Source organism: Paracoccus versutus (assembly GCF_029909795.1).
GTDB lineage: Bacteria > Pseudomonadota > Alphaproteobacteria > Rhodobacterales > Rhodobacteraceae > Paracoccus > Paracoccus versutus.
Genome location: NZ_CP038197.1, coordinates 2,508,784 through 2,534,065 on the forward strand (window position 1 = coordinate 2,508,784; position 25,282 = coordinate 2,534,065).

24 protein-coding genes and 1 tRNA gene are annotated in these 25,282 nt (G+C 70.2%); 18 read left to right on the top strand and 7 right to left on the bottom strand.

Annotation, left to right across the window (positions count from 1 at the left end; genetic code table 11):
• Nucleotides 1–13: 13 nt before the first annotated feature.
• The 3 genes from E3U25_RS23760 to lptF are packed head-to-tail and all read right to left on the bottom strand — an operon-like array spanning nt 14 to nt 4,685.
• Nucleotides 14–2,419 carry an LPS-assembly protein LptD gene (locus E3U25_RS23760; RefSeq protein WP_072461563.1) on the bottom strand — a complete coding sequence of 802 codons (2,406 nt, stop codon included), beginning with the start codon at nt 2,417–2,419 and terminating at the stop codon, nt 14–16.
• Nucleotides 2,419–3,540: an LPS export ABC transporter permease LptG gene (gene lptG, locus E3U25_RS23765; protein ID WP_072461592.1), complete on the bottom strand. Its 1,122-nt coding sequence runs from the start codon at nt 3,538–3,540 to the stop codon at nt 2,419–2,421. The genes E3U25_RS23760 and lptG overlap by 1 nt, the downstream gene beginning before the upstream one ends.
• On the bottom strand, nt 3,537–4,685 hold the full coding sequence (gene lptF / locus E3U25_RS23770; RefSeq protein WP_036751744.1) for an LPS export ABC transporter permease LptF: 1,149 nt from the start codon (nt 4,683–4,685) through the stop codon (nt 3,537–3,539). The genes lptG and lptF overlap by 4 nt, the downstream gene beginning before the upstream one ends.
• 129 nt (nt 4,686–4,814) lie before the next feature.
• Between lptF and E3U25_RS23775 the strand changes: the two genes are divergently transcribed.
• Entirely contained in the window at nt 4,815–6,416 is a 1,602-nt protein-coding gene (locus E3U25_RS23775; RefSeq protein ID WP_116222890.1) for a leucyl aminopeptidase, read from the top strand.
• Entirely contained in the window at nt 6,416–6,865 is a 450-nt protein-coding gene (locus tag E3U25_RS23780) for a DNA polymerase III subunit chi (protein WP_114535848.1), read from the top strand. Before E3U25_RS23775 ends, E3U25_RS23780 begins: the two co-directional genes overlap by 1 nt.
• Nucleotides 6,866–7,286: 421 nt before the next feature.
• On the opposite strand, the gene E3U25_RS23785 is transcribed toward E3U25_RS23780, so the two are convergent.
• A tRNA-Thr gene (locus E3U25_RS23785) sits at nt 7,287–7,361 on the bottom strand.
• A 144-nt stretch (nt 7,362–7,505) separates the two neighbouring features.
• On the opposite strand from E3U25_RS23785, the gene E3U25_RS23790 reads away from it, so the two are divergent.
• The 7 genes from E3U25_RS23790 (at nt 7,506) to E3U25_RS23820 (ending at nt 12,530) form a co-directional block, all read left to right on the top strand.
• A complete protein-coding gene (locus E3U25_RS23790) occupies nt 7,506–7,694 on the top strand; it encodes a hypothetical protein (protein ID WP_114535847.1) in 189 nt (62 codons plus the stop codon).
• Nucleotides 7,695–8,978 carry a UDP-N-acetylglucosamine 1-carboxyvinyltransferase gene (gene murA / locus E3U25_RS23795; RefSeq protein WP_036751737.1) on the top strand — a complete coding sequence of 428 codons (1,284 nt, stop codon included), beginning with the start codon at nt 7,695–7,697 and terminating at the stop codon, nt 8,976–8,978. It abuts the gene before it with no gap.
• The gene (locus E3U25_RS23800; RefSeq protein ID WP_116222889.1) at nt 8,971–9,450 is read left to right on the top strand and encodes a DUF2948 family protein; all 480 of its coding nucleotides are present in this window, start codon (nt 8,971–8,973) and stop codon (nt 9,448–9,450) included. The genes murA and E3U25_RS23800 overlap by 8 nt, the downstream gene beginning before the upstream one ends.
• A 207-nt stretch (nt 9,451–9,657) precedes the next feature.
• Complete coding sequence (gene hisD / locus E3U25_RS23805) at nt 9,658–10,968, top strand: histidinol dehydrogenase (protein WP_116222888.1); 1,311 nt, start codon at nt 9,658–9,660, stop codon at nt 10,966–10,968.
• Nucleotides 10,965–11,453, top strand: a complete 489-nt coding sequence (locus E3U25_RS23810; RefSeq protein ID WP_114535844.1) for a UPF0262 family protein — start codon at nt 10,965–10,967, stop codon at nt 11,451–11,453. The genes hisD and E3U25_RS23810 overlap by 4 nt, the downstream gene beginning before the upstream one ends.
• 3 nt (nt 11,454–11,456) lie before the next feature.
• The gene (locus E3U25_RS23815; RefSeq protein WP_036751729.1) at nt 11,457–11,915 is read left to right on the top strand and encodes an arsenate-mycothiol transferase ArsC; all 459 of its coding nucleotides are present in this window, start codon (nt 11,457–11,459) and stop codon (nt 11,913–11,915) included.
• 78 nt (nt 11,916–11,993) lie between these two features.
• On the top strand, nt 11,994–12,530 hold the full coding sequence (locus tag E3U25_RS23820) for a PAS domain-containing protein (RefSeq protein ID WP_116222887.1): 537 nt from the start codon (nt 11,994–11,996) through the stop codon (nt 12,528–12,530).
• A 36-nt stretch (nt 12,531–12,566) separates the two neighbouring features.
• On the opposite strand, the gene edd is transcribed toward E3U25_RS23820, so the two are convergent.
• A complete protein-coding gene (gene edd / locus E3U25_RS23825; RefSeq protein ID WP_116222886.1) occupies nt 12,567–14,369 on the bottom strand; it encodes a phosphogluconate dehydratase in 1,803 nt (600 codons plus the stop codon).
• A 115-nt stretch (nt 14,370–14,484) separates the two neighbouring features.
• Between edd and E3U25_RS23830 the strand changes: the two genes are divergently transcribed.
• From E3U25_RS23830 to E3U25_RS23855, 6 genes are all read left to right on the top strand, one after another.
• Nucleotides 14,485–15,681 carry an RSP_2647 family RNA methyltransferase gene (locus E3U25_RS23830; RefSeq protein WP_116222885.1) on the top strand — a complete coding sequence of 399 codons (1,197 nt, stop codon included), beginning with the start codon at nt 14,485–14,487 and terminating at the stop codon, nt 15,679–15,681.
• Nucleotides 15,678–16,262 carry an RSP_2648 family PIN domain-containing protein gene (locus tag E3U25_RS23835; protein ID WP_116222884.1) on the top strand — a complete coding sequence of 195 codons (585 nt, stop codon included), beginning with the start codon at nt 15,678–15,680 and terminating at the stop codon, nt 16,260–16,262. Before E3U25_RS23830 ends, E3U25_RS23835 begins: the two co-directional genes overlap by 4 nt.
• A 75-nt stretch (nt 16,263–16,337) precedes the next feature.
• Nucleotides 16,338–17,789, top strand: a complete 1,452-nt coding sequence (zwf, locus tag E3U25_RS23840) for a glucose-6-phosphate dehydrogenase (protein ID WP_072461553.1) — start codon at nt 16,338–16,340, stop codon at nt 17,787–17,789.
• Nucleotides 17,786–18,460, top strand: coding sequence for a 6-phosphogluconolactonase (pgl, locus tag E3U25_RS23845; protein WP_036751719.1), 675 nt, complete (start codon nt 17,786–17,788; stop codon nt 18,458–18,460). Before zwf ends, pgl begins: the two co-directional genes overlap by 4 nt.
• 1 nt (nt 18,461) lies before the next feature.
• The gene (gene pgi, locus E3U25_RS23850) at nt 18,462–20,063 is read left to right on the top strand and encodes a glucose-6-phosphate isomerase (protein ID WP_116222883.1); all 1,602 of its coding nucleotides are present in this window, start codon (nt 18,462–18,464) and stop codon (nt 20,061–20,063) included.
• A gap of 138 nt (nt 20,064–20,201) precedes the next feature.
• Nucleotides 20,202–21,491: a PQQ-dependent sugar dehydrogenase gene (locus E3U25_RS23855; protein WP_116222882.1), complete on the top strand. Its 1,290-nt coding sequence runs from the start codon at nt 20,202–20,204 to the stop codon at nt 21,489–21,491.
• Between the two features lie 15 nt (nt 21,492–21,506).
• Here the strand turns inward: E3U25_RS23855 and E3U25_RS23860 are convergent, their stop codons facing one another.
• Both E3U25_RS23860 and E3U25_RS23865 read right to left on the bottom strand, forming a co-directional pair.
• Complete coding sequence (locus E3U25_RS23860) at nt 21,507–22,382, bottom strand: glycosyltransferase family 2 protein (protein ID WP_116222881.1); 876 nt, start codon at nt 22,380–22,382, stop codon at nt 21,507–21,509.
• Complete coding sequence (locus E3U25_RS23865; RefSeq protein WP_116222880.1) at nt 22,379–23,008, bottom strand: hypothetical protein; 630 nt, start codon at nt 23,006–23,008, stop codon at nt 22,379–22,381. The genes E3U25_RS23860 and E3U25_RS23865 overlap by 4 nt, the downstream gene beginning before the upstream one ends.
• 190 nt (nt 23,009–23,198) lie before the next feature.
• On the opposite strand from E3U25_RS23865, the gene infC reads away from it, so the two are divergent.
• The 3 genes from infC to E3U25_RS23880 are packed head-to-tail and all read left to right on the top strand — an operon-like array spanning nt 23,199 to nt 25,281.
• On the top strand, nt 23,199–23,738 hold the full coding sequence (gene infC / locus E3U25_RS23870; RefSeq protein ID WP_036751709.1) for a translation initiation factor IF-3: 540 nt from the start codon (nt 23,199–23,201) through the stop codon (nt 23,736–23,738).
• Between the two features lie 12 nt (nt 23,739–23,750).
• Entirely contained in the window at nt 23,751–24,212 is a 462-nt protein-coding gene (dut, locus tag E3U25_RS23875; RefSeq protein ID WP_036751707.1) for a dUTP diphosphatase, read from the top strand.
• Between the two features lie 4 nt (nt 24,213–24,216).
• A complete protein-coding gene (locus tag E3U25_RS23880) occupies nt 24,217–25,281 on the top strand; it encodes a HesA/MoeB/ThiF family protein (protein ID WP_244295356.1) in 1,065 nt (354 codons plus the stop codon).
• Nucleotide 25,282: the final 1 nt, after the last annotated feature.

The following is a 25,282-nucleotide window of genomic DNA, read 5'->3' on the forward strand; positions in this document are numbered from 1 at the left end:
GTTTCGCCGGACATTAGCGCAGGCAGGCGCGGCGCGCCACCGTTCCCGGACCGGGCTTTTGCTGGCCGAAGCCGCCCAGCCGGATGCCCAGGTCCAGCCGGGTGTCCGGCCGCACCTCTTCCGATGAGGTAAAGCGCCGCTCGACCGACATTTCGACGGTTATGCATTCGTTGCGGTATTCCAGGCCCAGCTGCGCCTTTTGCGCGCGATCGGCGGTGAAGTCATACCGCGTCTCGGTCGTGGCCCACCAGCCGGGCGCGACCTGCCAGCCCCCGGCCATGGTCAGTTCCGACACATCCTTGTCGCGGCTTTCGCCTTCATCCGAATCAAGCCAGAGATAGCCGGCCGAGACCTGCAGTCCCGGCCTGAACCAGCCCAGCCGCAGCTCGTTGCGGCTGATCGAGAAACCGTCGTCGAACAGCGCGCGGTTGGCGATGGCAAGCCCGTTCGACCCCGAGTAATGCGCCGCCAGCAGCCAGTCCGAGCGCTTGCCGCCCAAGGGGCCGCCGTCCCAGAACCCCGGATCGGTGGCGCCGCTTTCGAAGGCCGCGTCGGCCTCGTCGCGAAAGACGCGCCCGGCGGTCAGGCCGATGGACCAGCCGGCCGGGTCGATCCGGGTCCAGCCGATGCCCAGGTTGGCGCGCCAGCCCGATTCGCGCGCATCCCAGCCCGGAAAGCGGTTCAGCGCGAACAGGTTGCCCTCGTCGAATTCGATCAGCTGGCTGTCCTCGTTCGGCACCTTGTCCTCGGCGTCGCGTTCGGGCGACCAGACCAGCTGCGCCACCGGCTCGACGATATGGGTGACGCCGCCGGAATGGCGGGCGAAGGGCCAGCGCAGCTCGGCCGCCAGCACCGGATCGGCCCGCACCACCCAGTCGTCATAATCGCTGTCCTGGTTGATGCGGTAGAAATCGGCGTCCAGCCGGGTCTCGACCGTGCCGACCAGCCCGCCAGGCAGGATCGCGCTGCGATACCAGTCCAGCGCGACCGAGCCGCGCGCCATGTCGCGGCCGTCGCGATCCAGCGAGGACGAGCGGCGGTGGGCGTGCAGCGACCATTCCAGGCTGGCGATGCCGCCGATCCGGCCGGGCGTCCAGCGCCGCTTCCACAGCGCATCGGCGACGACCGAGGGGGTGAACTCATCGGCCTCGTCCTCGCGCAGCGATTCGTAATTGCCGATCCGCGCCATCATCATGCGGTCGCGGCGCACGCGGTCCAGCGTCAGCCCGCTCCACAGCCGGTCGGCGCTGGAGATGTCGTAATCCAGCAGATAGGCGCGGTTGCTGGCCATCTGGATCTGCAAGCCCAGCATGTAGCCGCGCGGCAGCTCGAACCGCGCGCCGCCGAACAGATAGCCGCGGGTGCGACCCTGCTCGATGCTGTCGCGCGAGATGGCGCCGTTCCATTCCATCGCGCCGTTGCTGAAGGCCTGGCGATAGCGCAGCTCCAGCGTGCGGGTGCGCGAAACGGCGACATAGGGCGTCAGCGTGATGTCCGCATGATCGCCCAGCGTGACGAAATAGGGCAGCTTGATGCCGAACCCCAGCCCCGAGGTGGTGCGGAACTGCGGCCGCAGGAATCCGGTCATGCGCTCGACGCTGGGATCGGGCGCGGTCAGCCAGGGCAGGCTGGCGATGGGCAGGCCAAGCGCGCGCAGCTGCGGGCGGTCGAAATGCAGCTTGTTCGTGCGCGCATCATGGGTGATGGCCTGGGCGCGGATTTCCCACAGCGGGATCGGGTTCTCGGCGCAGATCTGGCAGCTGGAGGCGACGACATTGTCCAGCCGGGTGACGGCGCCGTTCTCGCTGCGGCGCATCTCGCGCGCGGCCATCTGCATCTCGCGCGCCAGCACCAGCCGGGCGCCGCGCAGGATGCCGTCCTGCATGTTCGGGTCCAGCTGGGCGCTGTCGGCGATCAGGATGGTTTCCTGGGGCGTGCCGGCGCGGGCCGGTTCGGTCAGGTGGATCGGCCCCTCGATCAACGCCGCGCCGGTTTCGTTGTCATAGACCACGCGCGAGGCCACCAGCCGCGCGCCGCGATACCAGATCACCACCCCGCCCGAGGCGGTCAGCCGGTTGTCCGCGCCCAGCGTGACCTGGTCGGCCAGCAGCGTGGCCGGGCTGCCGGTGCCCTCGGCCTCGCTGCCGGTGATGCGCAGGCCGCCGGACCGGGCGGCGACGCGGGGCGTCTGCGACGCCTCGGTGCCGTCGGCGAAGCGGGCGCTGTCATCGGGGCTTTCGGTCGGGGCCAGCGCCGGGCCGGCGGGGCCCTGCGGCACCTCTTCGGGCTGGTCATAGACCGGCAGGGTCTGGCCCTCGGGCGTCAGGCTTTGCCCCAGCGCCATGCCGGGCAGCATGGCCGCCAGCAGCGCCGCGCGCGCCGTTTTCGCAGTCTTGCGTCCCTTGTGCCTGCGCGCCATCAACCGTCCTCCAGCCGCAAGAGTGCCCCGAGGGCGAAAAGCAGCGCCACGACGGGCGGCGCCCAGCCGGCCAGCGCCGGCGGGATGCCGCCGTTGTCGCCCAGCACCTGCGCCAGGTTGCGCAGGAAGAACAGCGCGATGCCGCAGCCGAAGGCGCCCAGCACCAGAAGCCCCATCCGGCGCCCGCGCATGTGGCGCATGGTGAACACCGCCGCGATGGCGATCATGGCCGCCATCAGCAGCGGCCGGGCCAGTTCCATCTGGAACCAGACCTTGTGGCGCTGGGCGGAAAAGCCCGCCCGCTCCAGCCCCTGGATAAAGGTCGGCAACTGCCAGACCGGGATCGCCTCGGGCCGGCCGAAACTGTCGCGGATGCGGGCGGCGGTCAGGTCGGTCGGCAGCTCCAGCCGCGGCGCGGTGCGGGCCATGGCCTCGGGGTTGGGCTGGGTCAGCGGCCATTCCTTGGTGTCCGTCAGCTCCCATGCGCCCTGGGTCAGCCGCGCGGTGGCGGCGTCGATACGGCGGGTCGGCCCGGTCTCGGGCGAATACACCATGAAGGTTGCGTCATACAGCGTCGTGGCATCGGGGCTGGCGCGGCTGGCGCGGATGACGACCTGGCCCGCGGTCTCGGCCCCGTTCGCGTCCAGCTCGGGCAGGGCCTGGCGCAGCCAGACCGCATTGTCGCCGACGCTGACGGTCTGGCCGCCGCCGCTGCGCATCTGCGCGACCGCGTCGTCATAGCGCTTGGTCGTCGCCGCCACCATCGGGTTCAGCACCGCGACCGCCAGCATCCCAGCCAGCGCCGCCGTGATCGCCGGGGCGCAAAGCACCCGGATGCCCGAACGCCCCGAGGCGCGGATCGCCACCAGTTCCGAGCTGCGCGACAGGCCCAGGAACAGCGCGATCCCCGCCAGCACCGTGATCAGCGGCAGGATGGAATAGAAGCTGGCGGTGATGTTCAGCAGCGACAGGCCCGCCGCGCCGGAAAGCCCGATATTCTCGTCCGAGAAGCGGCGGATCTGCTCGACCACGTCGATCAGGAACAGGATGGCGCCGAAGATCGCCGCGATCATCACCAGCATGCGCAGGAAGCGCCGCGCGACATAGGTGGACAGGATCATGCCGCGCCCCCTTTTGCCGCGGTCGCCTTGGCGGCGCCGCGCAGCCGCCGCGGCCGGGCGGCAAGCCACAGCACCGCGGCGCAGATCGCCGCGCCGACCAGGGGCGAGACATAGATCAGCGGCCAGCGCGCGGCGTTGCCGGCGACCTGGTTCTCGGCCGCCGTGCTGAGGAACTGCACCACGATCAGCGCCACCACCGCCCAGATCACCTGCCGCCAGACGCCGAAGCGGCTGAAGCCGCCCAGCAGCAGCATGCCAAAGCCCAGCAGCGCCGCCACCGGCGCCTGGAAGGGCTTGGCCAGCCGTTCATGCGCCTCGGCCAGGGCGCGGTCGGGGGTGGCGCCGGTCGCGGCCAGCAGCTCGGGGTCGGGATCCAGCAGCCGCGGCGTCGAATAGGCGCGCAGGTCGCGCTTGCGGCTGGCGCCCGTGTCGATCAGCGTGCCGAGGTCATAGGCCAGTTCGGAGAACCGCGTCACCGACAGGCTTTGCCGGTCGCCGGCGTGGCGCAGGTCCTGCACCATGCCCTGCATCATCACCAGCCGCGGCCCCTCGTCGGTCCTGACCAGCAGCGCCTCGGCCGCGGTATAGGTGGTCTGGCTGCCCGGGTCGCGGGCGTCCTCGAGGAAGAAGTCCACCAGACGCCCGTCCGCCGCGATGTCGCGGATGTAAAGCGTGACCCCCTGCACCGGATACTGGAAGGCGCCGGCGCGCAGGAATTGCGCGGTGACGTTCTGCGCGATCTCGGCCTGGCGGTCGGCCAGCCGTCCGCGCGCCATCGGCACCACGGCATGGACCAGCAGCGCCACCATCAGCCCGACCAGCACGCCAAAGACCAGCACCGGCCGCGCCAGCCGCCAGGGCGACATGCCCGTCGCCTGCATCGCCACCAGCTCGGATTCCGAGGCCAGCCGGTTGGTGCCATAGGCGCTGGCCGCGAAGGCCGCGATCGGCAGCACGACCGAGATCACCAGCGGCAGGGTCAGCGCGGTGAACTCCAGCACCACCAGCGCCGTCTGCCCGTCCGAGATCAGCTGCTCGAACAGCGAGACGGCGCGGTTGATCCAATAGACCGAGACCAGCACCAGCGCGAAGAACCCGAACAGGGTCAGCAGTTGCGACAGGATGTAGCGGTCGATGCGGGGCATGGGGGCTTTCGCGGGCTCGGACCCCGCCTGATTAGCCGCTGCGCGGCGGTTGGGAAAGCCCCGGCTCTGGTCAAGCCGCGCGGGCGTGACTAGTTTCCGCCAAGACAGAGCAACGCGAGGGGCGGGACCATGACTCATCCGGTCGAAATTTCCTTTACGGCGACGGATGTCGCGGGGCTGGCCGAGCGGCCCGGCCGCGTCGCCATCCTGGTGCCCAAGGCGGGGCGGTTGCCCGCCGGACTGCCGCGCGCCACGCGCGAGGCGCTGGGGCGCGCCTTCGCCTCGGAGGCATGGAAGGCGGTCAAGCCCGGCAAGGCGCTGGAACTGGCCTTTCCCGCTGGGCTGAAGGCCGAATCGCTGCAGCTCGTGCTGTTGCCGGCCGATGCCGACGTGGCGACGGCGCGGGCGGCGGGCGCCAGCATCGGCGCCAAGCTGGGCAAGGCCGAGACGCTGGTGCTGGCCGGCAACCAGGCGCGCGCGGCCGAGGTGGCGCTGGGGCTGGCGCTGCGGGCCTATGACTTCTCGGCCTACAAGACGAAGAAATCCGGCAATGGCGCTGCCGCCGAGGGAGAGGCCCCGGCCGAGCCCGCCGCGACCACCAGCCGCACCGGCGCGCCCCAGGATGCGCGGCTGTCCGATGCGGCAGGCACCGACGATCCGGCATCCGAGCCGACCCAGGGCGCCACGCCGCGCGGCCGGGTGATCTTCATGCACCAGAACCCCGAGGCGCTGGCGCGTGCCGCGGCCGATGGCGCCGCCCTGGCCGAGGGGGTGTTCTTCACCCGCGACCTGGTGAACGAGCCCGCCAACGTCCTGACCACCGGCGATTTCGCCGACCGGCTGCTGGCCATGCGCGAGCTGGGCCTCGAGGTCGAGGTGCTGGAAGAGGACGAGCTGGCCAAGCTGGGGATGCGCGCGCTGCTGGCCGTGGGGCAGGGTTCCGAAAGCCCGTCCAAGGTCGTGGTCATGCGCTGGAACGGCGGCGGCGATGCCGCGCCGCTGGCGCTGGTCGGCAAGGGCGTGGTCTTCGACACCGGCGGCATCTCGATCAAGCCCGCCGCCGGCATGGAAGAGATGACCATGGACATGGGCGGCGCGGGCGTGGTTGCCGGCGTCATGCGGGTGCTGGCGCTGCGCCGGGCCAAGGCCAATGTCGTGGGCCTGGTCGGCCTGGTCGAGAACATGCCCGACGGGCGCGCCCAGCGTCCGGGCGACATCGTCCGCTCGATGAAGGGCGACACGATCGAGGTGATCAACACCGATGCCGAGGGCCGGCTCGTGCTGGCCGATGTGCTTTGGTATGCGCAGCAACGCTTCAAGCCCGCCGCCCTGGTCGACCTGGCGACGCTGACCGGCGCCGTCATCATCGCGCTGGGGCATGAGAATGCCGGCGTGTTTTCCAACGACGACGCCTTCGCCACTGCGGTGCTGGACGCCGCCAAGGCCGAGGGGGAGGGCGCCTGGCGCCTGCCGCTGGGCCCGGCCTATGACAAGCTGATCGATTCGCGCCTGGCCGACATCAAGAACACCGGCGGTCGCGCGGCCGGCTCGATCACCGCGGCGCAGTTCCTGCAGCGTTTCGTGGGCGAGGGCCTGCCCTGGGTGCATCTGGACATTGCCGGGGTGGCGCTGCCGCCCGCCGAGACCGGGCTTGCGCCCAAGGGCGCATCCGGCTGGGGGGTGATGACGCTGGACCGGCTGGTGCGCGACCGTTTCGAAAGGCGGGGCTGATGGGCTCGGCCCTGTTCTATCACCTGACCCGCTCGGGCCCGGTGCAGCTCTTGCCGATGCTGATCGGCAAGAGCCTGCAGGCGGGCTGGCGGGTCGAGCTGCGGGGCAGGGACCGGGCGCGGCAGGTGGCCCTGGACGAACGGCTGTGGCTGGGCGAGGGCTTCCTGCCGCATGGCCTGGCCGGCGGGCCGCATGACGCCCGCCAGCCGGTGCTGCTGACCGTCGAGGGCCAGGCGGCCGCCAATGACCCGCGCTGCCTGATCGCGCTGGACGGGGCCGGGGTGTCGGGTGCCGAATGCCTGGCGCTGGAACGCGCCTGCATCGTCTTCGACGGCAATGACGCAGAGGCGCTGGAGCGCGCCCGGACGCAATGGCGGGCGCTGAAGGCCGAGGATGTCGCCGCGGAATACTGGTCCGAGGCCGGCGGCCGCTGGGAACGCAAGCAGTAGGGCGGGGCGGACGCCTCCGGGCTTCTCGCCGGACCATCCGCCCTGCCGCCGACGCGACGGACAGGGCTCAGGGGCGGGAACAGCATCCCCGCGACCTCGCCGCCACAAGGTCGCGCAAGGGCGAGGCGGCCGTCTTCAAGGGGCTGCGTAACCCACAGGACACGCCGGAAATCGCGGCGCTTTTCCGTCGAGGAGATCGTGGCAGAGGGCCGGGGGCTTCCTGCCCCGGAACCGGCTCGGAAACGGGCCTGCGAGCGGGCACCGCTTGCGTTTCCGGGCCGCCCGTCGGCAGCTGCGACAGGGTCGGCAGGCTTGCACGGCTAATCCGAAAACTGCGCCCCGGCACGCATCAACTGCACCGGCCAGCCGCTGCAATGCAGGAAGTCCCAGGGTCTGCAGGCCAAGATGTGAAGGGATGGGATGGTGCTGCGAGAGAGGATTGAACTCTCGACCTCTCCCTTACCAAGGGAGTGCTCTACCACTGAGCTACCGCAGCGCCGTGGACGGGGCTTTAGACCGACTGTGCCGGGCGTGCAAGGGGGAAGATCGGGAAAAATGCATTTCGCCGATCGTTGCCGATCGCCGCGCGGCCAGGGCGCCGCCGCTGGACGCAAGCCGGCAAGGACGCTAACAGAAAGGCATGACAAGAACACCCCGCGATCCCCAGGACGATACACGCGAAGCGCGGCTCAAGGCCGCGTTGCGGGCCAATCTCGCGCGGCGCAAGGCGCAGGGGCGCGCGCGGGCCGGGACATCGGCGGAAACGACGAACGAGCAGCATGGGCCAGGGATGCCGCCAAGCCGGCAAGCGCCCACGAACGAGGAATAGATGGACCAGATCATTGTAAGGGGGAACGGGCCGCTCAAGGGCGAGATCCCGATCGCCGGCGCCAAGAACGCCTGCCTGGCGCTGATGCCGGCGACCCTGCTGACCGACCAGCCGCTGACGCTGACCAATGCGCCGCGGCTCTCGGACATCCGCACCATGACCGCGCTCCTGCAATCGCTGGGGGCCGAGGTCGCCAGCCTCCAGGACGGGCAGGTGCTGGCGCTGTCGAGCCACGACCTGACCAGCCACCGGGCCGATTACGACATCGTGCGCAAGATGCGCGCCTCGATCCTGGTGCTGGGGCCGATGCTGGCGCGCGACGGCCATGCCGTCGTGTCCCTGCCCGGCGGCTGCGCCATCGGCGCCCGGCCGGTGGACCTGCACCTGCGCGCGCTCGAGGCGATGGGGGCGGAACTCGACCTGCGCGAGGGCTATGTCCATGCCAAGGCGCCCTCGGGCGGCCTCAGGGGCGCGGTGATCGACTTTCCGCTGGTCTCGGTCGGGGCGACCGAGAACGCGCTGATGGCGGCGACGCTGGCGCGGGGCACGACCGTGCTCAACAACGCCGCGCGCGAGCCCGAGATCGTGGACCTGGCCGAATGCCTGCGCCGCATGGGCGCGCAGATCGAGGGTGAAGGCACCTCGACCATCACCGTCGAGGGCGTGCAGGCACTGGGCGGCGCCACGCATCCGGTGGTGACGGACCGGATCGAGCTGGGCACCTACATGCTGGCCCCGGCGATCTGCGGCGGCGAGGTCGAATGCCTGGGCGGCCGCATCGACCTGGTCGCCGCCTTCTGCGAAAAGCTGGACGAGGCCGGCATCGAGGTGGTCGAAACCGGGCGCGGGCTGAAGGTCGCGCGCAAGAACGGCCGGATCCGCGCGGTCGACGTGGTGACCGAACCCTTCCCCGGCTTCCCGACCGACCTTCAGGCGCAGATGATGGCGCTGCTCTGCACCGCCGAGGGCACGTCGGTCCTGGAGGAGCGGATCTTCGAGAACCGCTTCATGCATGCCCCGGAACTGGCGCGCATGGGCGCCCGGATCGAGGTTCACGGCGGCCACGCCACCGTCCACGGCGTCGAAAAGCTGCGCGGCGCCCCGGTGATGGCCACCGACCTGCGCGCCTCGGTCAGCCTGATCCTCGCCGGGCTCGCCGCCGAGGGCGAAACCATCATCAGCCGCGTCTATCACCTGGATCGCGGCTATGAGAAGGTGGTGCGCAAGCTGCGCGGCGTCGGTGCCGATATCGAACGCATCAAGGAGACCCCCGCCGATGGCTGACGCCCGTTTCACCGATGCCGATCCCGCGCCGCTGGTGCTGCTGGCCGGCGATGCCGACGACCTGACCGTGATCTCGACGCTTACGCAGGATGCGATCCTGCCGGTGACCGAGATCGCCTATGACAGCCGCCACCGCCAGCTGGCGCTGCTCCTGAACCGCTTTCGCTGGGAGGATGCCGAACTCGCGCGCCGCGACGGCCGCCCCTATGAGCGGGTGCGCTCCGTGCTGCTGATCTCGGACGTGCAGCGGGTGCTGAGCGACGGCATCGACCGCAAGGACAAGGATCTGGTCCTGGAACTGCTGGCCCTGACATGGCAGGCGGGCGAGGATGGCACCGGCCGTCTGCTGCTGGAGTTCGCCGGCGACGGCACGCTGGCCATCGACGCGGAATGCCTGAACGTCGAGCTGCGCGACGTGACGCGGCCCTATGTCGCCCCCTCGCGCCGCGCGCCCCAGCATTCCGACACTTGATCCGCCGCGCACTTCAGGGTGCGCGTACGCCGGTTTCGCGGCCGGATGGGTATTTGGGGAACGAAGAAGACGAGCGCTTCTCTGTTCCACAAATACTCGAATCCGGCCTTGCATCCCGCGCTGAACCGGCAGGTTCAGCGCTGCCATAGCCGCTTGAGCCCCTTGCCCGCAGCGGCTAACAAGGGCGGGTCATTGAAGGCTCGAGCCATGCCCATCCACCTTTCGACCGCCCAGCCCGATTTCGCCGAACGCTTCGCCGCGCTTCTTTCGATGAAGCGCGAGGATGCGGCCGATGTGAACGATGCGGTGGCGGCGATCATCGCCGATGTGCGCAGCCGGGGCGATGATGCGCTGGTCGAGTTGACCGGGCGTTTCGACCGCCTGGCGCTGACGCCGGAAACGCTGGCCTTCTCGCGCGAGGAGATCGCCGCGCAGACCGCGAAGGTCTCGGCCGAGGATCGCGCCGCCCTGGCCATGGCTGCAAGCCGCATCCGCGCCTATCATGCCCGGCAGATGCCCGACGATCTCAGCTGGACCGATCCCGAGGGCGCGACCCTGGGCTGGCGCTGGACGCCGGTCGCGGCCGCGGGGCTCTATGTGCCGGGCGGGCAGGCGAGCTATCCCTCGTCGGTGCTGATGAATGCCATTCCCGCGCGGGTGGCGGGGGTCGAGCGGCTGGTGGTCTGCGTGCCGACGCCCGGCGGCGTGGTGAACCCGCTGGTGCTGCTGGCGGCCGAACTGGCCGGGGTGGACGAGATCTATCGCATCGGCGGGGCGCAGGCGATCGCCGCCATGGCCTATGGCACCCGGACCATCCGGCCGGTGGACAAGATCACCGGCCCCGGCAATGCCTATGTCGCGGCAGCCAAGCGGCAGGTTTTCGGCCGTGTCGGCATCGACATGATCGCCGGCCCTTCGGAGGTGCTGATCATCGCCCAGGGCGCGCAGAACCCCGAATGGCTGGCGCTGGACCTGTTGGCCCAGGCCGAGCATGATGCCGATGCCCAGTCGATCCTGGTCACTCCCGACGAATCCCTGGCCCGCGCCGTGGTGGCCGAGGTCGAGCGCATCCTGCCGGCCCTGCCGCGCGCCGAGGTGGCGGGCGCCAGCTGGCGCGATTATGGCACGGTGATCGTGACGCGCGACCTCGACGAGGCGGCGGCGCTTTCGGACCGGCTCGCCCCCGAGCACCTGGAGCTTTGCGTCGACGATCCCGAGGCGCTGGCGGAAAAGACCCGCCATGCCGGGGCGATCTTCCTGGGCGGCTGGACGCCCGAGGCGGTGGGCGATTATGTCAGCGGTCCCAACCATGTCCTGCCGACGGCGCGCTCGGCGCGGTTCTCGTCGGGCCTGTCGGTGATGGATTTCCTCAAGCGCAGCACCATCGCCCGGCTCTCGCCCCAGGCGCTAGGGGCGATCGGCCCGGCCGCGGTGCGGCTGGCCGAATCCGAGGGGCTTTCGGCGCATGGCCGCTCGGTCTCGGCGCGGCTGGCGGTTCTGAACGGGGGGCAGCCATGAGCCAGTCCACGAACCGGCTGTGCCGGATCGACATCGACGACAGCGCCCTGCCGCCGCCCACGCCCGAGATCGAGCAGGACCGCCGCGTCGCGGTCTTCGACCTGCTCGAGGACAACAGCTTCATCCTGCCCGGCCGCGAGGGGCAGGAGGTTCCCGCCGGCCCCTATGCCCTGGCGCTGGCGGTGCGCGAACGCCGCCTGGTCTTCGACATCGCCACCGAAGCGGGGGACAAGGTGGCCGAGTTCCACCTGTCGCTGGGTCCGTTCCGGCAGACGGTCAAGGATTACTTCCAGATCTGCACCAGCTATTTCGACGCGGTCAAGCGCCTGCCGCCGGCGCAGATCGAGGCGATCGACATGGCCCGGCGCGGCATCCACAACGAGGGCGCCCGCACCCTGCAAGAGCGGCTGGAGGGCAAGGCCGAGGTCGACATAGACACGGCGCGGCGCCTGTTCACCCTGATCTGCGCGCTCGTTCCGGGGTGATTCGTGGTCGGACCGATTCCCCATTCGGTGCTGTTTTGCTGCGACCACAACGCCATCCGCTCCCCCATGGCCGAGGGGATGATGAAGAAATTCTACGGCCGCGCCGCCTATGTGCAGTCGGCCGGGGTCAAGAACGACATGGAGATCGACGGCTTCGCCATCGCCGTCTGCAAGGAGATCGGGGTCGAGCTTTCGACCCATCGCGCCCGGTCCTTCGAAGAGATGAAGGCCTGGGGCGACGACCTGACCAGCTTTGATCTGGTGATCGCCCTTTCGCCGGCCAGCCAGAGGCAAGCCCTTGAACTGACGCGGGTTTCGCATCTGGACGTGGAGTATTGGCCGATCATGGACCCCAGCGGCCTGGCCGAGGGGCGCGAGGCCAAGCTGGCGCTTTACCGCACCGTGCGCGACCAGATCCGCAAGCGGATGATCGAGCGTTTCGGCCCGCCGACCGAAGGCTGAAGAAAACTTCCGCGCGCTAACGGAATCTTAGCCTATTGGCGCAATGCTGCCGGAAATCCCTTGCAGGAGGTTTCCCGGATGACCGAAATCCAGCGGCTTCACCACGATCTTGAATGGGCCATGCGGGCGATGGGCTCGCATCGCGCGGTGCTGATCCTCGACCTTGCCGGGCATATCGTCGCGGTGAACCAAAGCTACCTGGGCATGTGCGGCTATCGGCGCGAGGAGTTGATCGGCCGGCCGGTGGTGATGCTTCTGGATCCCGTGGACAAGGTGCCGGACCGGCTGTGGCGCATGCTCGAGACGCCGGACGGGCGCGAGGCGCGGCTGCACGACCTGGCGCAGGTGGCCAAGTCGGGGCGGCGCTTCCGGGTCGATGCCCGCATCTGCCCGATTCGCGACGAGGGGGGCCGGGTCTGCCTGACCGTGCTGTTCCTGCGGGAAGCGGCGGACGAGGCGGGGCCGCAGCACCCGGACCTGCCGCGGATCGCGGGCATGGCACAGATCCTTCGCCTGCCGCCGCGCCGGCTGGCCGAGCCGCGGTCGCGGACGGGCCGATGCGGCCGGTCGGGGACCGGCATCGCCCTGTGCGTCCCGGCGCGGCGCGACCATTGACGGATGCCGCGCGGCGGGTGTCTCGCAGGGGGGCGGTCAGACGACGACCGCCGCGCCCTCGGTGGCGGGGCCGACATTGCGGCGGAAGGCGGCGAAAAGCTCGCGCCCCAGCCCTTCGGCCGAATGCGAGGGGTCATGCATGGCCGCCGGCCGGTCCTCGAAGCCGGGGGCAAGGCAGGTCAGCGTGCCGGCCACCGCGTTGAGCCGGACGGGATCGCCGTCGCGCAGCCGCGCCAGCGGCCCGCCATCGGCCGCCTCGGGCGAGATGTGGATCGCCGCGGGAACCTTGCCCGAGGCGCCGGACATGCGGCCATCCGTGACCAGCGCCACCCGCAGCCCGCGATCTTGCAGCACGGCAAGGGTGGGGGTCAGCGAATGCAGCTCGGGCATGCCATTGGCGCGGGGGCCCTGGAAGCGGACGACGACCACCACGTCCTCGGTGAACTCGCCGCGCTTGAAGGCGGCCTTCACCTCTTCCTGGTCGGCAAAGACGCGCGCGGGGGCTTCGATGACATGGCGTTCTGGCGCCACGGCCGAGACCTTGATGACGCCGCGGCCCAGGTTGCCCGACAGCTGCTTCAGCCCGCCGGTCGCGGCAAAGGGATCGGTGGCCGGGCGCAGGATCTTGTCGTTCAGCGTCTCGCGCGCGCCGCCGACCCATTCGATCCGGCCGTCCTTGAGGCGGGGTTCCTGCGCATATTGCCCCAGCCCGCCGCCGGCGATGGTGCGCACGTCCTCGTGCAGCAGCCCCGCCTCCAGCAGCTGGCCGATCATGAAGCCAAGGCCGCCCGCGGCATGGAAATGGTTCACGTCGGCCAGGCCGTTGGGATAGACGCGGGCCATCAGCGGCACGGTCTCGGACAGGTCGTGGAAATCCTCGAGGTCCAGGATCACGCCGGCCGCCCGCGCCATCGCCGGCAGGTGCAGCACCAGGTTGGTCGAGCCGCCGGTCGCCATCAGCCCGACGATGCCGTTGACGAAGGCGCGTTCGTCCAGCACCTCGCCCGCAGGCAGGTAGTCGTTGCCCAGCCGGGTGATCGAGGCCGCGCGCTGCACGGCGGCGCTGGTCAGGGCATCGCGCAGGGGCGTGTTCGGATTGACGAAGCTGGAGCCCGGCAGATGCAGGCCCATGAACTCCATCAGCATCTGGTTGGTGTTCGCCGTGCCGTAGAAGGTGCAGGTGCCCGGCGCGTGATAGCTGGCCATCTCGGCCGCCATCAGCGCCTCGCGGCCGACCTCGCCGGTGGCGAATTGCTGGCGGACCTTGGATTTCTCGTCGTTGGGCAGGCCCGAGGGCATGGGGCCGGCCGGCACGAAGACGGCGGGGATATGGCCGAAGGTGGCGGCGGCGATGATCAGCCCCGGCACGATCTTGTCGCAGACGCCCAGGTAAAGCGCCGCGTCGAAGGTGTCATGCGTCAGCGCCACGCCCGAAGCCAGCGCGATCACATCGCGCGAGAACAGCGACAGCTCCATCCCCGGCCGGCCTTGCGTCACCCCGTCGCACATGGCCGGAACCCCGCCCGCGACCTGGGCCGTGGCACCCGCGGCATGGGCGGCCTGGCGGATCAGGTCGGGATAACGCTCATAGGGCTGGTGGGCCGAAAGCATGTCGTTATAGGCGGTGACGATGCCGATGTTGGGCTTGCGCGTTTCGGCGAAGTCCTGCTTGTCGGGCATGGCGGCATAGGCATGGGCCTGGTTGCCGCAGGACAGGTGGGCGCGGCGCGGCCCTTCCTCGGCGGCGCGGGCGATCTTGGCCAGATAGGCGCTGCGGCTATGGATCGAACGCTCGCGGATACGGTCGGTCACCCGGTCGATGGTGGCGTGCAGGGTCATGGCTGGCATCTCCTTTGGCGCCAATGTAAGCCGTTAGCGTTAACAAGGCAACCGGCCGGCTCTTGCCCGCGGCCGCGCGGCGTGGCAATCCTGCGCCGTTTTGCACGAGGCCGCCATGACCGCCGATCTGCCCATCATCCGACTGCGCCCGAAATCCAAGCCCCAGGCGATCCGCCACGGCTTTCCCTGGGTCTTTGCCGACGAGCTGGTGACGGACCGGCGCACGCGGGCGATCCCGCGGGGCAGCTTCGCCGTGCTGGAGGATGCCGAGCGCCGCCCCCTGGGGCTGGTCACGGTCAACCCCGATTCGCGGATCATCGCCCGCGTGATGGACCCCGACCCGCAGGCGCGGATCACCCGCGACTGGATCGCGGCGCGGCTGGACCGGGCGCTGGCGCTGCGGGCGCGGCTGTTCGACCGGCCCTTTTACCGGCTGGTCCATGCCGAGGCCGACGGGCTGCCCGGCACCATCATCGACCGTTTTGGCGATGCCGCGGTGATCCAGCCCAATGCCGCCTGGGCCGAGCGCATGGTCGGGGAGATCGCCGCGGCGCTGCGCGAGGTCGCGGGCGTCGCGACGGTGATCCTGAACGGGCAGGGCCGGGCGCGGGCGCTGGAGGGGCTGGACGAGCGGACCGAGATCCTGTCGGGCGCCGTCGACGGCCCGGTCGAGGTGCCGATGAACGGCGCGATCTACCTGGCCGACCTGACGCAGGGGCAGAAGACCGGCCTGTTCTATGACCAACGCCCGAACCATGCCTTTGCGCAGCGGCTGGCCCAGGGCCAGCGCGTGCTGGACGTGTTCTCGCATGTCGGCGGCTTCGGCCTTGCCGCCCTGGCGGCCGGCGCCACCCATGCCACCTGCGTCGACGGCTCGGCCGCCGCGCTGGAGCTGGCACGGGGCGGCGCGCGCGCCATGGGCGCCGAATCGCGGCTGACCATCCGCCAGGGCGACGCCTTCGAGCAGATGGAGGCGCTGGCTGCCGAGGGCGCGCAGTTCGATCTGGTGATCTGCGACCCGCCGGCCTTCGCGCCCTCGAAACCGGCGCTGGAGGCGGGCTTGCGTGCCTATGAGCGGGTGGCGAAGCTGGCCGCGCCCCTGGTCGCGCCGGGCGGCTATCTGGGGCTGTGTTCCTGCAGCCATGCCGCCGATCTCAACGCCTTTCGCAATGCCAGCGCCCGCGGCATCGGCCGCGGCGGGCGGCGGATGCAGCTTCTGCATACCGGACAGGCCGGCCCGGACCACCCCACGCTGCCGCAATTGGCCGAGACCGGCTATCTCAAGGCGCTGTTCTTCCGGCTGGACGGATGAAGGCAGTCCTGGACGCCTGCGTGCTGTTTCCGACCGTGCTGCGGGAGATCCTGGCCGACACGGCGGCGGCGGGGCTGTTCCAGCCGCTCTGGTCGCGCCGCATCCTGGACGAATGGCGCCATGCCGCAACCCGCCAGGGCGTCGAGGCCGGGGTCGAGATCGCGCTGCTGGAATCGCGCTTTCCGCAGGCGCTGGTCGAGCCGGGGCAGGAGATCTTCGGGCTGGACCTGCCCGATCCGGCCGACCGGCATGTGGTGGAATGTGCGCTGGCCGCCGGGGCACAGGCGATCGTCACCGCCAATCTGCGCGACTTTCCGCGCAGGGCGCTGGCCCCGGTCGGGCTGCGGGCGATTCATCCCGACGAATTTCTGCGCGACCTCTGCCTGCGGGCCCCCGAAACCGTGCTCGCGGCCGTGCAGGCGACCGAGGCGCGCGCCCGTGCCGCCGGCGGCGACATGACCCGCAAGGAGCTGATGCGCCGCGCCCGCCTGCCGCGCCTGGCCAAGGCGATGGCGCGTCTTGATGCAACCGAAACCGCGCCCTTCCCGTTGCATGGCGCGACCCCGCGGGAACAGGATTGAAAGGGGACGGATTTGAAGGACTTGATGTTATCGCTAACATCCGCTAATCGGCAGAGCAGCGATGAGGAGGCAGCGATGGTTTCACGCGTCATTCCGGTTGAGGATTTCGACCTGGTGATCTTTGGTGCAACCGGCGACCTGGCCCGGCGCAAGATCGTGCCGGGGCTGTATCGCCGCTTTGTGGCCGGGCAGGTTCCGGCCAGCGCGCGCATCATCGGCGCCGCCCGCACCCGCCAGGACGACGAAGCCTTCCGCGCCGAGATGCGCGAGGCGATCGAGGAATTCATCGGCCCCGGCCAGGACCAGGCGCAGCTTTCGGCCTTTCTCGACATGCTGGGCTATGTCGCCATCGACGCGCGCGGCACCGATGGCTGGGCCGAACTCAAGGCGCGGGTGCGTCCCGGCGTGGTCCATGCCTTCTATTTCTCGGTGGCGCCGGCGCTGTTCGGCGACATCGCCGAGCGCCTGGCCGGCAACGGCATCGCCGATGCCGACAGCCGCATCGTTGTCGAAAAGCCCTTCGGCCGCGACCTTGCCACTGCTCGCGCGCTGAACGCCACGCTGGCCCGGCATTTCGACGAGAACCAGATCTATCGCATCGACCATTACCTGGGCAAGGAAACCGTCCAGAACCTGATGGCGGTGCGCTTCGCCAACATCCTGTTCGAGCCGCTGTGGAACGCGCAATACGTGGACCATGTCCAGATCACCGTGGCCGAGACGGTGGGCGTCGGCGGGCGCGGCGAATATTACGACCATTCCGGCGCCATGCGGGACATGGTGCAGAACCACCTGATGCAGCTTCTGTGCCTGATCGCGATGGAGCCGCCCTATCATTTCGACCCCGATGCGGTGCGCGACGAAAAGCTCAAGGTGATCCGGGCGCTGGAGCCGCTTGCGCCCCAGGACATCGTGCGCGGCCAGTATCTGGCCGGCCCCGACGGCCCCGGCTATCTGGAGGATTCCGAGAACCCGCAGTCCCGCACCGAAAGCTTCGTGGCGCTGAAGGTGCGGATCGCCAACTGGCGCTGGACCGGCACGCCTTTCTACCTGCGCACCGGCAAGCGGCTGCGCGCGCGCACCAGCGAGATCGTCGTGACCTTCAAGGAGCCGCCGCATTCGATCTTCGACGACGGCGGCACGCACAAGGCCAACCAGCTTGTCATCAAGCTGCAACCGAACGAAGGCATGCACCTGACCGTGATGATCAAGGAGCCGGGGCCGGGCGGCATGCGCCTGGTGCAGGTGCCGCTGGACATGAGCTTTGCCGATGCGCTGGGGGCCGAGGGCTCCGACATGCCCGATGCCTATGAGCGGCTGATCATGGACGTGATCCGCGGCAACCAGACCCTGTTCATGCGTGGGGACGAGGTCGAGGCCGCCTGGGCCTGGACCGACCCGATCATCGCCGCCTGGGAATCTGGCTCGAAGCGGCCCGAGCCCTATGATGCCGGCTCCAGCGGCCCCGAAGAGGCGCTGCGCCTGCTGCATCGCGACAACCGCCGCTGGAGGGAGATCCGGCCATGACGCTCGAGTTCATCGAATATCCCGACCGCGAGATGCTGTTTTTGTCGCTGGCGGACCGCGTGGCGGGGCAGCTGTCGCAGCATTTGCGGGTGAACGACAGCGCCAGCCTCTGCGTGCCGGGCGGCACCACGCCGGCGCCGCTTTACGACTATCTCTCGGGCAGCGAGATCGACTGGCCGCGCGTCACCGTGCTGCTGAACGACGAGCGCTGGGTGGATGGCGAGCATCTGCGCTCGAACGGCCGGCTGCTGCGCCGCCACCTGCTCAAGGACAAGGCGGCGGGGGCGCATTACATCGACCTCTATACCGGCGACGAGCGCCCCGAGGACGCGGTGCCGGCGCTGGCCGAGGCGATTGCCCCGCACCTGCCGCTGACCGTGCTGCTTCTGGGCATGGGCACCGACATGCATACGGCAAGCCTGTTCCCCGCGGCTTCCGAAACCGTCCTGGCGCTGGCGCCGGACGCGCCGGTGGTGATGGCGATCAACAGCGTCAAGGACGAGCCGCGGATCACCCTGACCGCCTCGGCGCTGAAGGGCGCGATCAACACCCATCTGCTGATCGCCGGGGCCGACAAGCGCGAGGCATTCGAGCGCGCGCAGGGCCTCGACCCGACCGAGGCGCCGATCCGCGCCTTCCTTGGCGACATTACCGTGCATTGGGCAGAGTGACATGACCATCTGGAGCAGGTTGCAAGACCACCGCAAATCCCAGGGCGCGCTACGTATCGAGGCGCTGTTTGACGCCGATCCGACCCGCGCCGCCACCTTCTCGACCCAGGCCGAGGGGCTGGTGCTGGACTGGTCCAAGACCAGCATCGACGCGGGCGCGCGCGAGCTGCTGCTGGAACTGGCCGCGCCGGTGCCCGAGCGCCGCGAGGCCATGTTCGCCGGCCAGCGCATCAACGAGACCGAGGACCGCGCCGTGCTGCACACCGCGCTGCGCAACCTCGAAGGCAGCGTCGCGGTGGACGGCCGGGACGTGATGCCCGAGCTGCGCCGCACCCATCGGCGGATGTGCGATTTCGCCCGCGCCATCCGCGACGGCAGCTTCGCCGGGCAGGGCGGCCGCATCACCGATGTCATCAACATCGGCATCGGCGGCTCGGACCTCGGCCCGGCCATGGCCACGCGGGCTCTGGCGCTCTGGCATGACGGGCCGCGGGTGCATTTCGTCTCGAACGTGGACGGGGCGGACATCGCCGATACGCTCAAGGGGCTCGACCCGGCGACCACGCTGGTCATCGTCGCCTCCAAGACCTTCACCACCATCGAGACCATGACCAATGCCAGGACGGCGCTGGACTGGATGGCCAAGGCCGTGGCGCAGCCGGCGGCGCAATTCGCCGCGCTCTCCTCGGCGACCGACCGCACCGCCGAATGGGGGATCGAGCCCTCGCGCGTCTTCGGCTTCGAGGATTGGGTCGGCGGGCGCTATTCCATGTGGGGGCCCATCGGCCTTTCGCTGATGATCGCCATCGGGCCCGAGAACTTCGACCGCTTCCTTGCCGGCGGCGCGGCCATGGACCGCCATTTCCGCGAGGCGCCGCTGGCCCAGAACCTGCCGGTGATCCTGGCGCTGGTCGGCATCTGGCACCACCAGGTCTGCGGCTACGGCACCCGCGCCGTCTTGCCCTATGACAACCGCCTCGCCCGGCTGCCGGCCTATCTGCAGCAGCTGGAAATGGAATCGAACGGCAAGCGCGTGGCCATGGACGGCAGCGACCTGGTGCTGCCCTCGGGCCCGGTGGTCTGGGGCGAGCCGGGCACCAACGGCCAGCATGCCTTCTACCAGCTGATCCACCAGGGCACGGCGGTGGTGCCCTGCGAATTCATCCTCGCCGCCCGTGGCCACGAGCCCGAGCTTGCGCATCACCACCTGCTGCTGATCGCCAATTGCCTGGCGCAATCCGAGGCGCTGATGCGCGGCCGCTCGCTGGACGAGGCGCGCGCGCTGATGCAGGCCAAGGGCCTGACCGGCGCCGAACTGGAACGCCAGGCCCGCCACCGCGTCTTTCCCGGCAACCGCCCGTCGACCACGCTGCTGATCCCCGAACTCGACCCCTACACGCTGGGCCAGATCGTCGCGCTCTACGAGCACCGCGTCTTTGCCGAGGGGGTGATCCTGGGCATCAACAGCTTCGACCAATGGGGCGTCGAGCTTGGCAAGGAACTGGCGCTGAAGCTGGCGCCGCTGCTTCAGGGCAAGCCCGCGCCCGGCCACGACCCCTCGACCGAGCATCTCGCGGCGCTGATCCGCGACGCGCGCGGCTGAACGCTTCTCTGTTCCCCAAATACTCCAGGGACGGCGCCACCAGCGCCGCCCTCGCCGATTCGATCCCCTTGCGCATTCCGGGATTGACCCCCGGCGCATCCCGGCTAGCCTTGGCCTGCGCAGACGGGAAGGAAAGCGATGGATCTTCTGGCCAGGGCGACAGCCGCCATCGGCGGCGCGATGGTGCTGATGCGGCGGATGGGCGCGCCGCGGACGGCGGCGTTCGGGCCAAGCCCCGCCATCCCCGAGGCGAAGAAACAGGGCATCATGACGCTGAAGATGCCCACCGCCCGCGGCTGGGCGCCGGGCCAGCGGCCCAAGGCCGCGCCGGGCCTGCGCGTCGATGCCTTCGCCCGCGACCTGCAACATCCGCGCTGGATCGAGGTGCTGCCCAATGGCGACGTGCTGGTGGCCGAGGCCCTGCAAGAGGCCAGCCCGCCGCAATCCCTGCTCGACCGCGCCGCCCAGGCCACCATGCGCCGCGCCCGCGCGCTGGGCACCAGCGCCAACCGCATCACGCTGTTGCGCGACGGCGATGGCGATGGCGTCGCCGAGACGCGCGAGGTTTTCCTGGCAGGCCAGCGCCAGCCCTTCGGCATGGCCCTGGTCGGCGACACCTTCTATGCCGGCAATACCGACGGCATCGTCGCCTTTCCCTATGCGCCCGGTGCCACGCGGCTGGACGGGCCGGGCCGCCGGCTGGTCGATTTCAAGCCCGGCGGGCATTGGACGCGCAGCCTGATCGTCTCGCCCGACCGCAAGCGGCTTTATTGCGGCGTCGGCTCGCTGACCAATATCGCCGACGAGGGCATGGAGGCCGAGGAAGGCCGCGCCGCGATCTGGGAACTGGAACTGGAGACCGGCCAGGCCCGCATCTTCGCCTCGGGCCTGCGCAACCCGGTCGGCCTCGCGTGGGAGCCCGCGACCGGCGCGCTCTGGACCGTGGTGAACGAACGCGATGGCTTGGGCGACGAGACGCCGCCGGACTACCTGACCTCGGTGCAGGAGGGCGGCTTCTACGGCTGGCCCTGGTCCTATTGGGGACAGGTGGTGGACGACCGCGTGCCCCAGGACGCGGCCGAGGTCGCCCGCGCCATCACCCCCGATTATGCGCTGGGCGGCCATACCGCCTCGCTTGGCCTGTGCTGGATGCCCGAGGGCACGCTGCCCGGATTCCCCGACGGCATGGCGATCGGCCAGCACGGCTCCTGGAATCGCTCGACGCTGTCGGGCTACAAGCTGATCTTCGTGCCCTTTCGGGACGGCCGGCCCGCCGGGCCGCCGCGCGACATCCTGTCGGGCTTTCTTTCCGAGGACGAGAAATATTCCCATGGTCGCCCGGTCGGCGTTGCCATCGGCCCGGACGGCAAGTCGCTTCTGATGGCCGATGACGTGGGCGACGTGATCTGGCGGGTCAGCGCGGCCTGAACCGGCCCGCTTGCGTCAGAACCACTGGCCCGGCTCCATCAGCCCCAGGTCCATCAGCTGCTGGGCGTTCCAGCGGAAGGGATGCGAGTTGCGCCAGCGGAAGCTGCGGATATGCCCGCGCGAGCCGGGGTTCTTGGCCAGCCCCTTGGCCACCCGGAACGAGGCGACGGCGGCGGTCAGGTTGTTGTGCCAGGGGCAGGCATAGGTGTTGTATTCCTCGGCGTTGAAGCGCAGGTCTGGCAGCAGCCGCAGTCCCGGCTGGCTGCGAAACAGCGCGATGCGGTCGATGCGGCGGCGATCCTGGGGCAGGTGCTCCTCGAATCGCCAGCGCAGCCCGCCGTGGAAATCCAGCTGCCGTTCCTTGTGGCGGCCGTCGCGGTCCACGCGGCCAAGCGCGTAATAGCCGGTGCGGTCGAACATCGCCTCGTCCAGGCTGACCGCATCGGGGAAACGCTCCAGGTCCGGGGCATAGAGGTCGATGACATAGGTCAGCATCGCCCGCCGGCGTTCCTCGGCGTGAAAGGCCAGCATCTCGCCCACGCTGCGGCTTTCCGAGAAGGGATAGAACAGGAACTCGGCATTATAGCCGTAGTAGAGCCAGGTATCGGCGGGCGCGGCCTCGATCACCGCATTGACCGCCTCGACCTGGGCCCGGCTGCGGCGGGAATCGTGGCGCAGGTTGAGGATCCGGTCCGCGCCCTCGCCGGGCAGGACATGGGCGGGCAGCGGCTCGGGCGACAGCGCCAGGATCAGCCGGAAACCGGCCGCAAGGTGATGCGCCAGCGTCCGTTGCACCGCTGCCTCGTCCTCGATCAGCAAAACCGCGACCGGCCCCTTGTCCAGCCGGCCGCCCGGTGCCTTCAGGAAATCCGCCAGGCTGGGAAAGCTCATGGCAGGGCGGCCTTGATCTGTTCCAGCGCCTGCGCCAGCGCCGCCGGGTCAAGCGCCGCGCGATCCAGCAGGGCCAGAAGCTCGGCCTTGCGTTCGGGCGCAAGGGACGAGCCGTCGATCATGGCGCGCACCTTGGCGGCATCGAAGCCCTGCGGGGTCAGGGCGGCATCGATCCCGACCGCCTCGCCGGCCGCGGCGCCGGCTTCGCGCGTGGCGCTGGCCGCCTCGCGGGCGGCGGTGCTTGCGGCGATGGCGGCGGCCTCGGCCTGTTCGGGGGTGGCGTTGGCCTGGGCCGCGGCATCCGCGGCGCGGTCGGCGGCGGCGATGGCGGCCTCGGCCGCCGCCTCGGCCTGGTCGGCGGCAGCGCCCGCCGCGCCGACCGCCGCCTGCCCGGCCGAGGCCGAGGCTTCGGCCGCCGCATCCGCCGCGATGGCCGCCGCATCGGCCGCGGCGTCGGCTGCGGCATTGGCGCCCTGCTGCGCCGGGGGCGGGGGCTCGGCCGGTGCCTGGGCCGGCGGGGGCGGCACGTCGCCGGCCAGCCGGCCCATCGGATCGCCGCCGCTCCACAGCCACAATCCGCCAAGCGCAAGGGCAAGAATCACGATCACGGCCAGGAATTTCTTCATCGGTCTCTCCGTCAGGGCTGTGGCGGGTCGCCCCTTCTATGCCATGCCGCGCCAAGGGGGGGAAGCGGCCCCGCAAAACCGTGCAAAACGGCGGCGGAACCTGGGGCCGAGCCATCGAATCCGGTTGAAAATCTGCCTGCGCAGGACTATTTAACCGCCCGGAACCCCTGGCAACACAAGGAAGACAGCCATAGCCCGCAGACCGCATAACGCTCCGCCCACCCGTGACACCGGCCCCCGCGTCAACGAGCGCATCCGAGTCGCCGAAATCCGCCTGATCGGTCCCGAAGGCGAGAATGTCGGCGTCGTGACACCCGCCCGCGGTCTGGAGCTTGCACAGGAAGCCGGGCTGGATCTTGTCGAGATCTCGCCGAATGCCACGCCCCCGGTCTGCAAGATCATGGACCTGGGCAAGTTCAAGTATGAACAGCAAAAGCGCGAGGCCGAGGCCCGCAAGAAGCAGAAGATCATCGAAATCAAGGAGATCAAGTTCCGCCCCGGAACCGATACCCATGATTACGACGTCAAGATGCGCTCGGTCATGAAGTTCCTGGCCGAGGGCGACAAGGTCAAGATCACCCTGCGCTTCCGCGGCCGCGAGATGGCGCACCAGCAGCTTGGGGTCGAGCTTCTGAACCGTGTCGCCGCCGATGTCGGCGAGGCGGGCAAGGTCGAATCCATGCCCAAGCTGGAAGGGCGCCAGATGGTCATGATGATCTCGCCGAAATAAGGGGCTTTGGGGATGGCGGCCGAGGTGACGATTCTGGTTCTGCGCGAACCGGGTGCCGACCCGGCGCTGCCCCTGCCCGAATACCAGACCCAGGGCTCGGCCGGCGCCGACCTGCGGGCCGATCTGGGCGGGGCCGAGCTGCTGCTTGAACCCGGCCAGATCCGCCTGGTGCCCACCGGGCTGCGCGTGCAGATCCCCGAGGGCTACGAGATGCAGATCCGCCCCCGCTCCAGCCTGGCGCTGAAGCATGGGGTGACGCTGCCCAACACGCCCGGCACCATCGACAGCGACTATCGCGGGCCGCTGGGGGTCATCATGATCAATCTGGGCCCGCAGCCCTATGCGATCCAGCATGGCGAGCGCATCGCCCAGGCGGTGATCGCCCCCGTGACCCGCGCCGCCTATGTCATGGCCGAGGCGCTGGAGCAGACCGCGCGCGGCGAAGGCGGCTTCGGCTCGACCGGGCGGGGCTGAGCCCGTGCTGATCCTTCTTTTCATGCTTGCCGTGCTGGTCGCGGCGCGCCTGCTTGGCTGGCCGGAATGGCGCGGCTGGGCGGGGGTCGCGGCCCTGTGGCTGGCCGCCATCGCCGCGCTGGTGCTGGCGCCCGGCAGCGCCCTGGCGCGACTGGTCGGCGGCGATCCTCGGGTCTGGGGGCTGGCCGGCGGCGTGGTGGCGCTGGGGCTGGGCTATCGCCTGCTGCTGCGGCAGCTGCATCGCCGCGCCATCCCCTTGCCTGACCCGCCCGCGCCCGAGCCGGCCGCGCCCGCGCCGGCCGGCCCGCTTTCGGACCCGGAACTGGATCGCTATGCCCGCCATATCGTGCTGCGCGAGCTGGGCGGGCCGGGGCAGGCGGCGCTGCGGCGCGCTCGCGTGCTGGTCGTGGGCGCAGGCGGGCTGGGCGCGCCGGTCTGCCTTTACCTTGCCGCCGCCGGCGTGGGCCGGATCACCGTTGCCGACGACGACCGGGTCGGGCTGTCGAACCTGCAGCGCCAGGTGATCTTTCGCAGCGCCGACGACGGCCGCCCCAAGGCCGAGGCCGCGCGCGATGCCATGCTGGCGCTGAACCCGCATGTCGAGGTCACGGCGCTGAACCGCCGCATCGGGGCCGAGGATGCCGCGCTGGTCGCCGAACATGACCTGGTGCTGGACGGCACCGACAGCTTCGCCGCCCGCCGCGCGGTGAACGCGGCCTGCATCGCCGCCGGCGTGCCCTTGGTCGCCGGCGCCATCGCGCAATGGGAAGGGCAGGTGACGATCTGGGATCCGCGGAACGGCGCGCCCTGCATGGCCTGCATCTTTCCCGATGCCCCGGCCGCCGGCCTTGCGCCCGCCTGCGCCGAGGCGGGCGTCGTCGGCCCCTTGCCCGGCGTGATCGGCAGCCTGATGGCGCTGGAGGCGATCAAGCTGATCGCGCGGGCCGGCGAGCCCCTGCGCGGCCGGATGCTGATCTTCGACGGGCTTTATGGCGAAAACCGGCTGATGAAAATCGCGCGAGGCGCCGATTGCCCCGCCTGCGGCTCTGGACATTTCCGCGCAGGCTGAA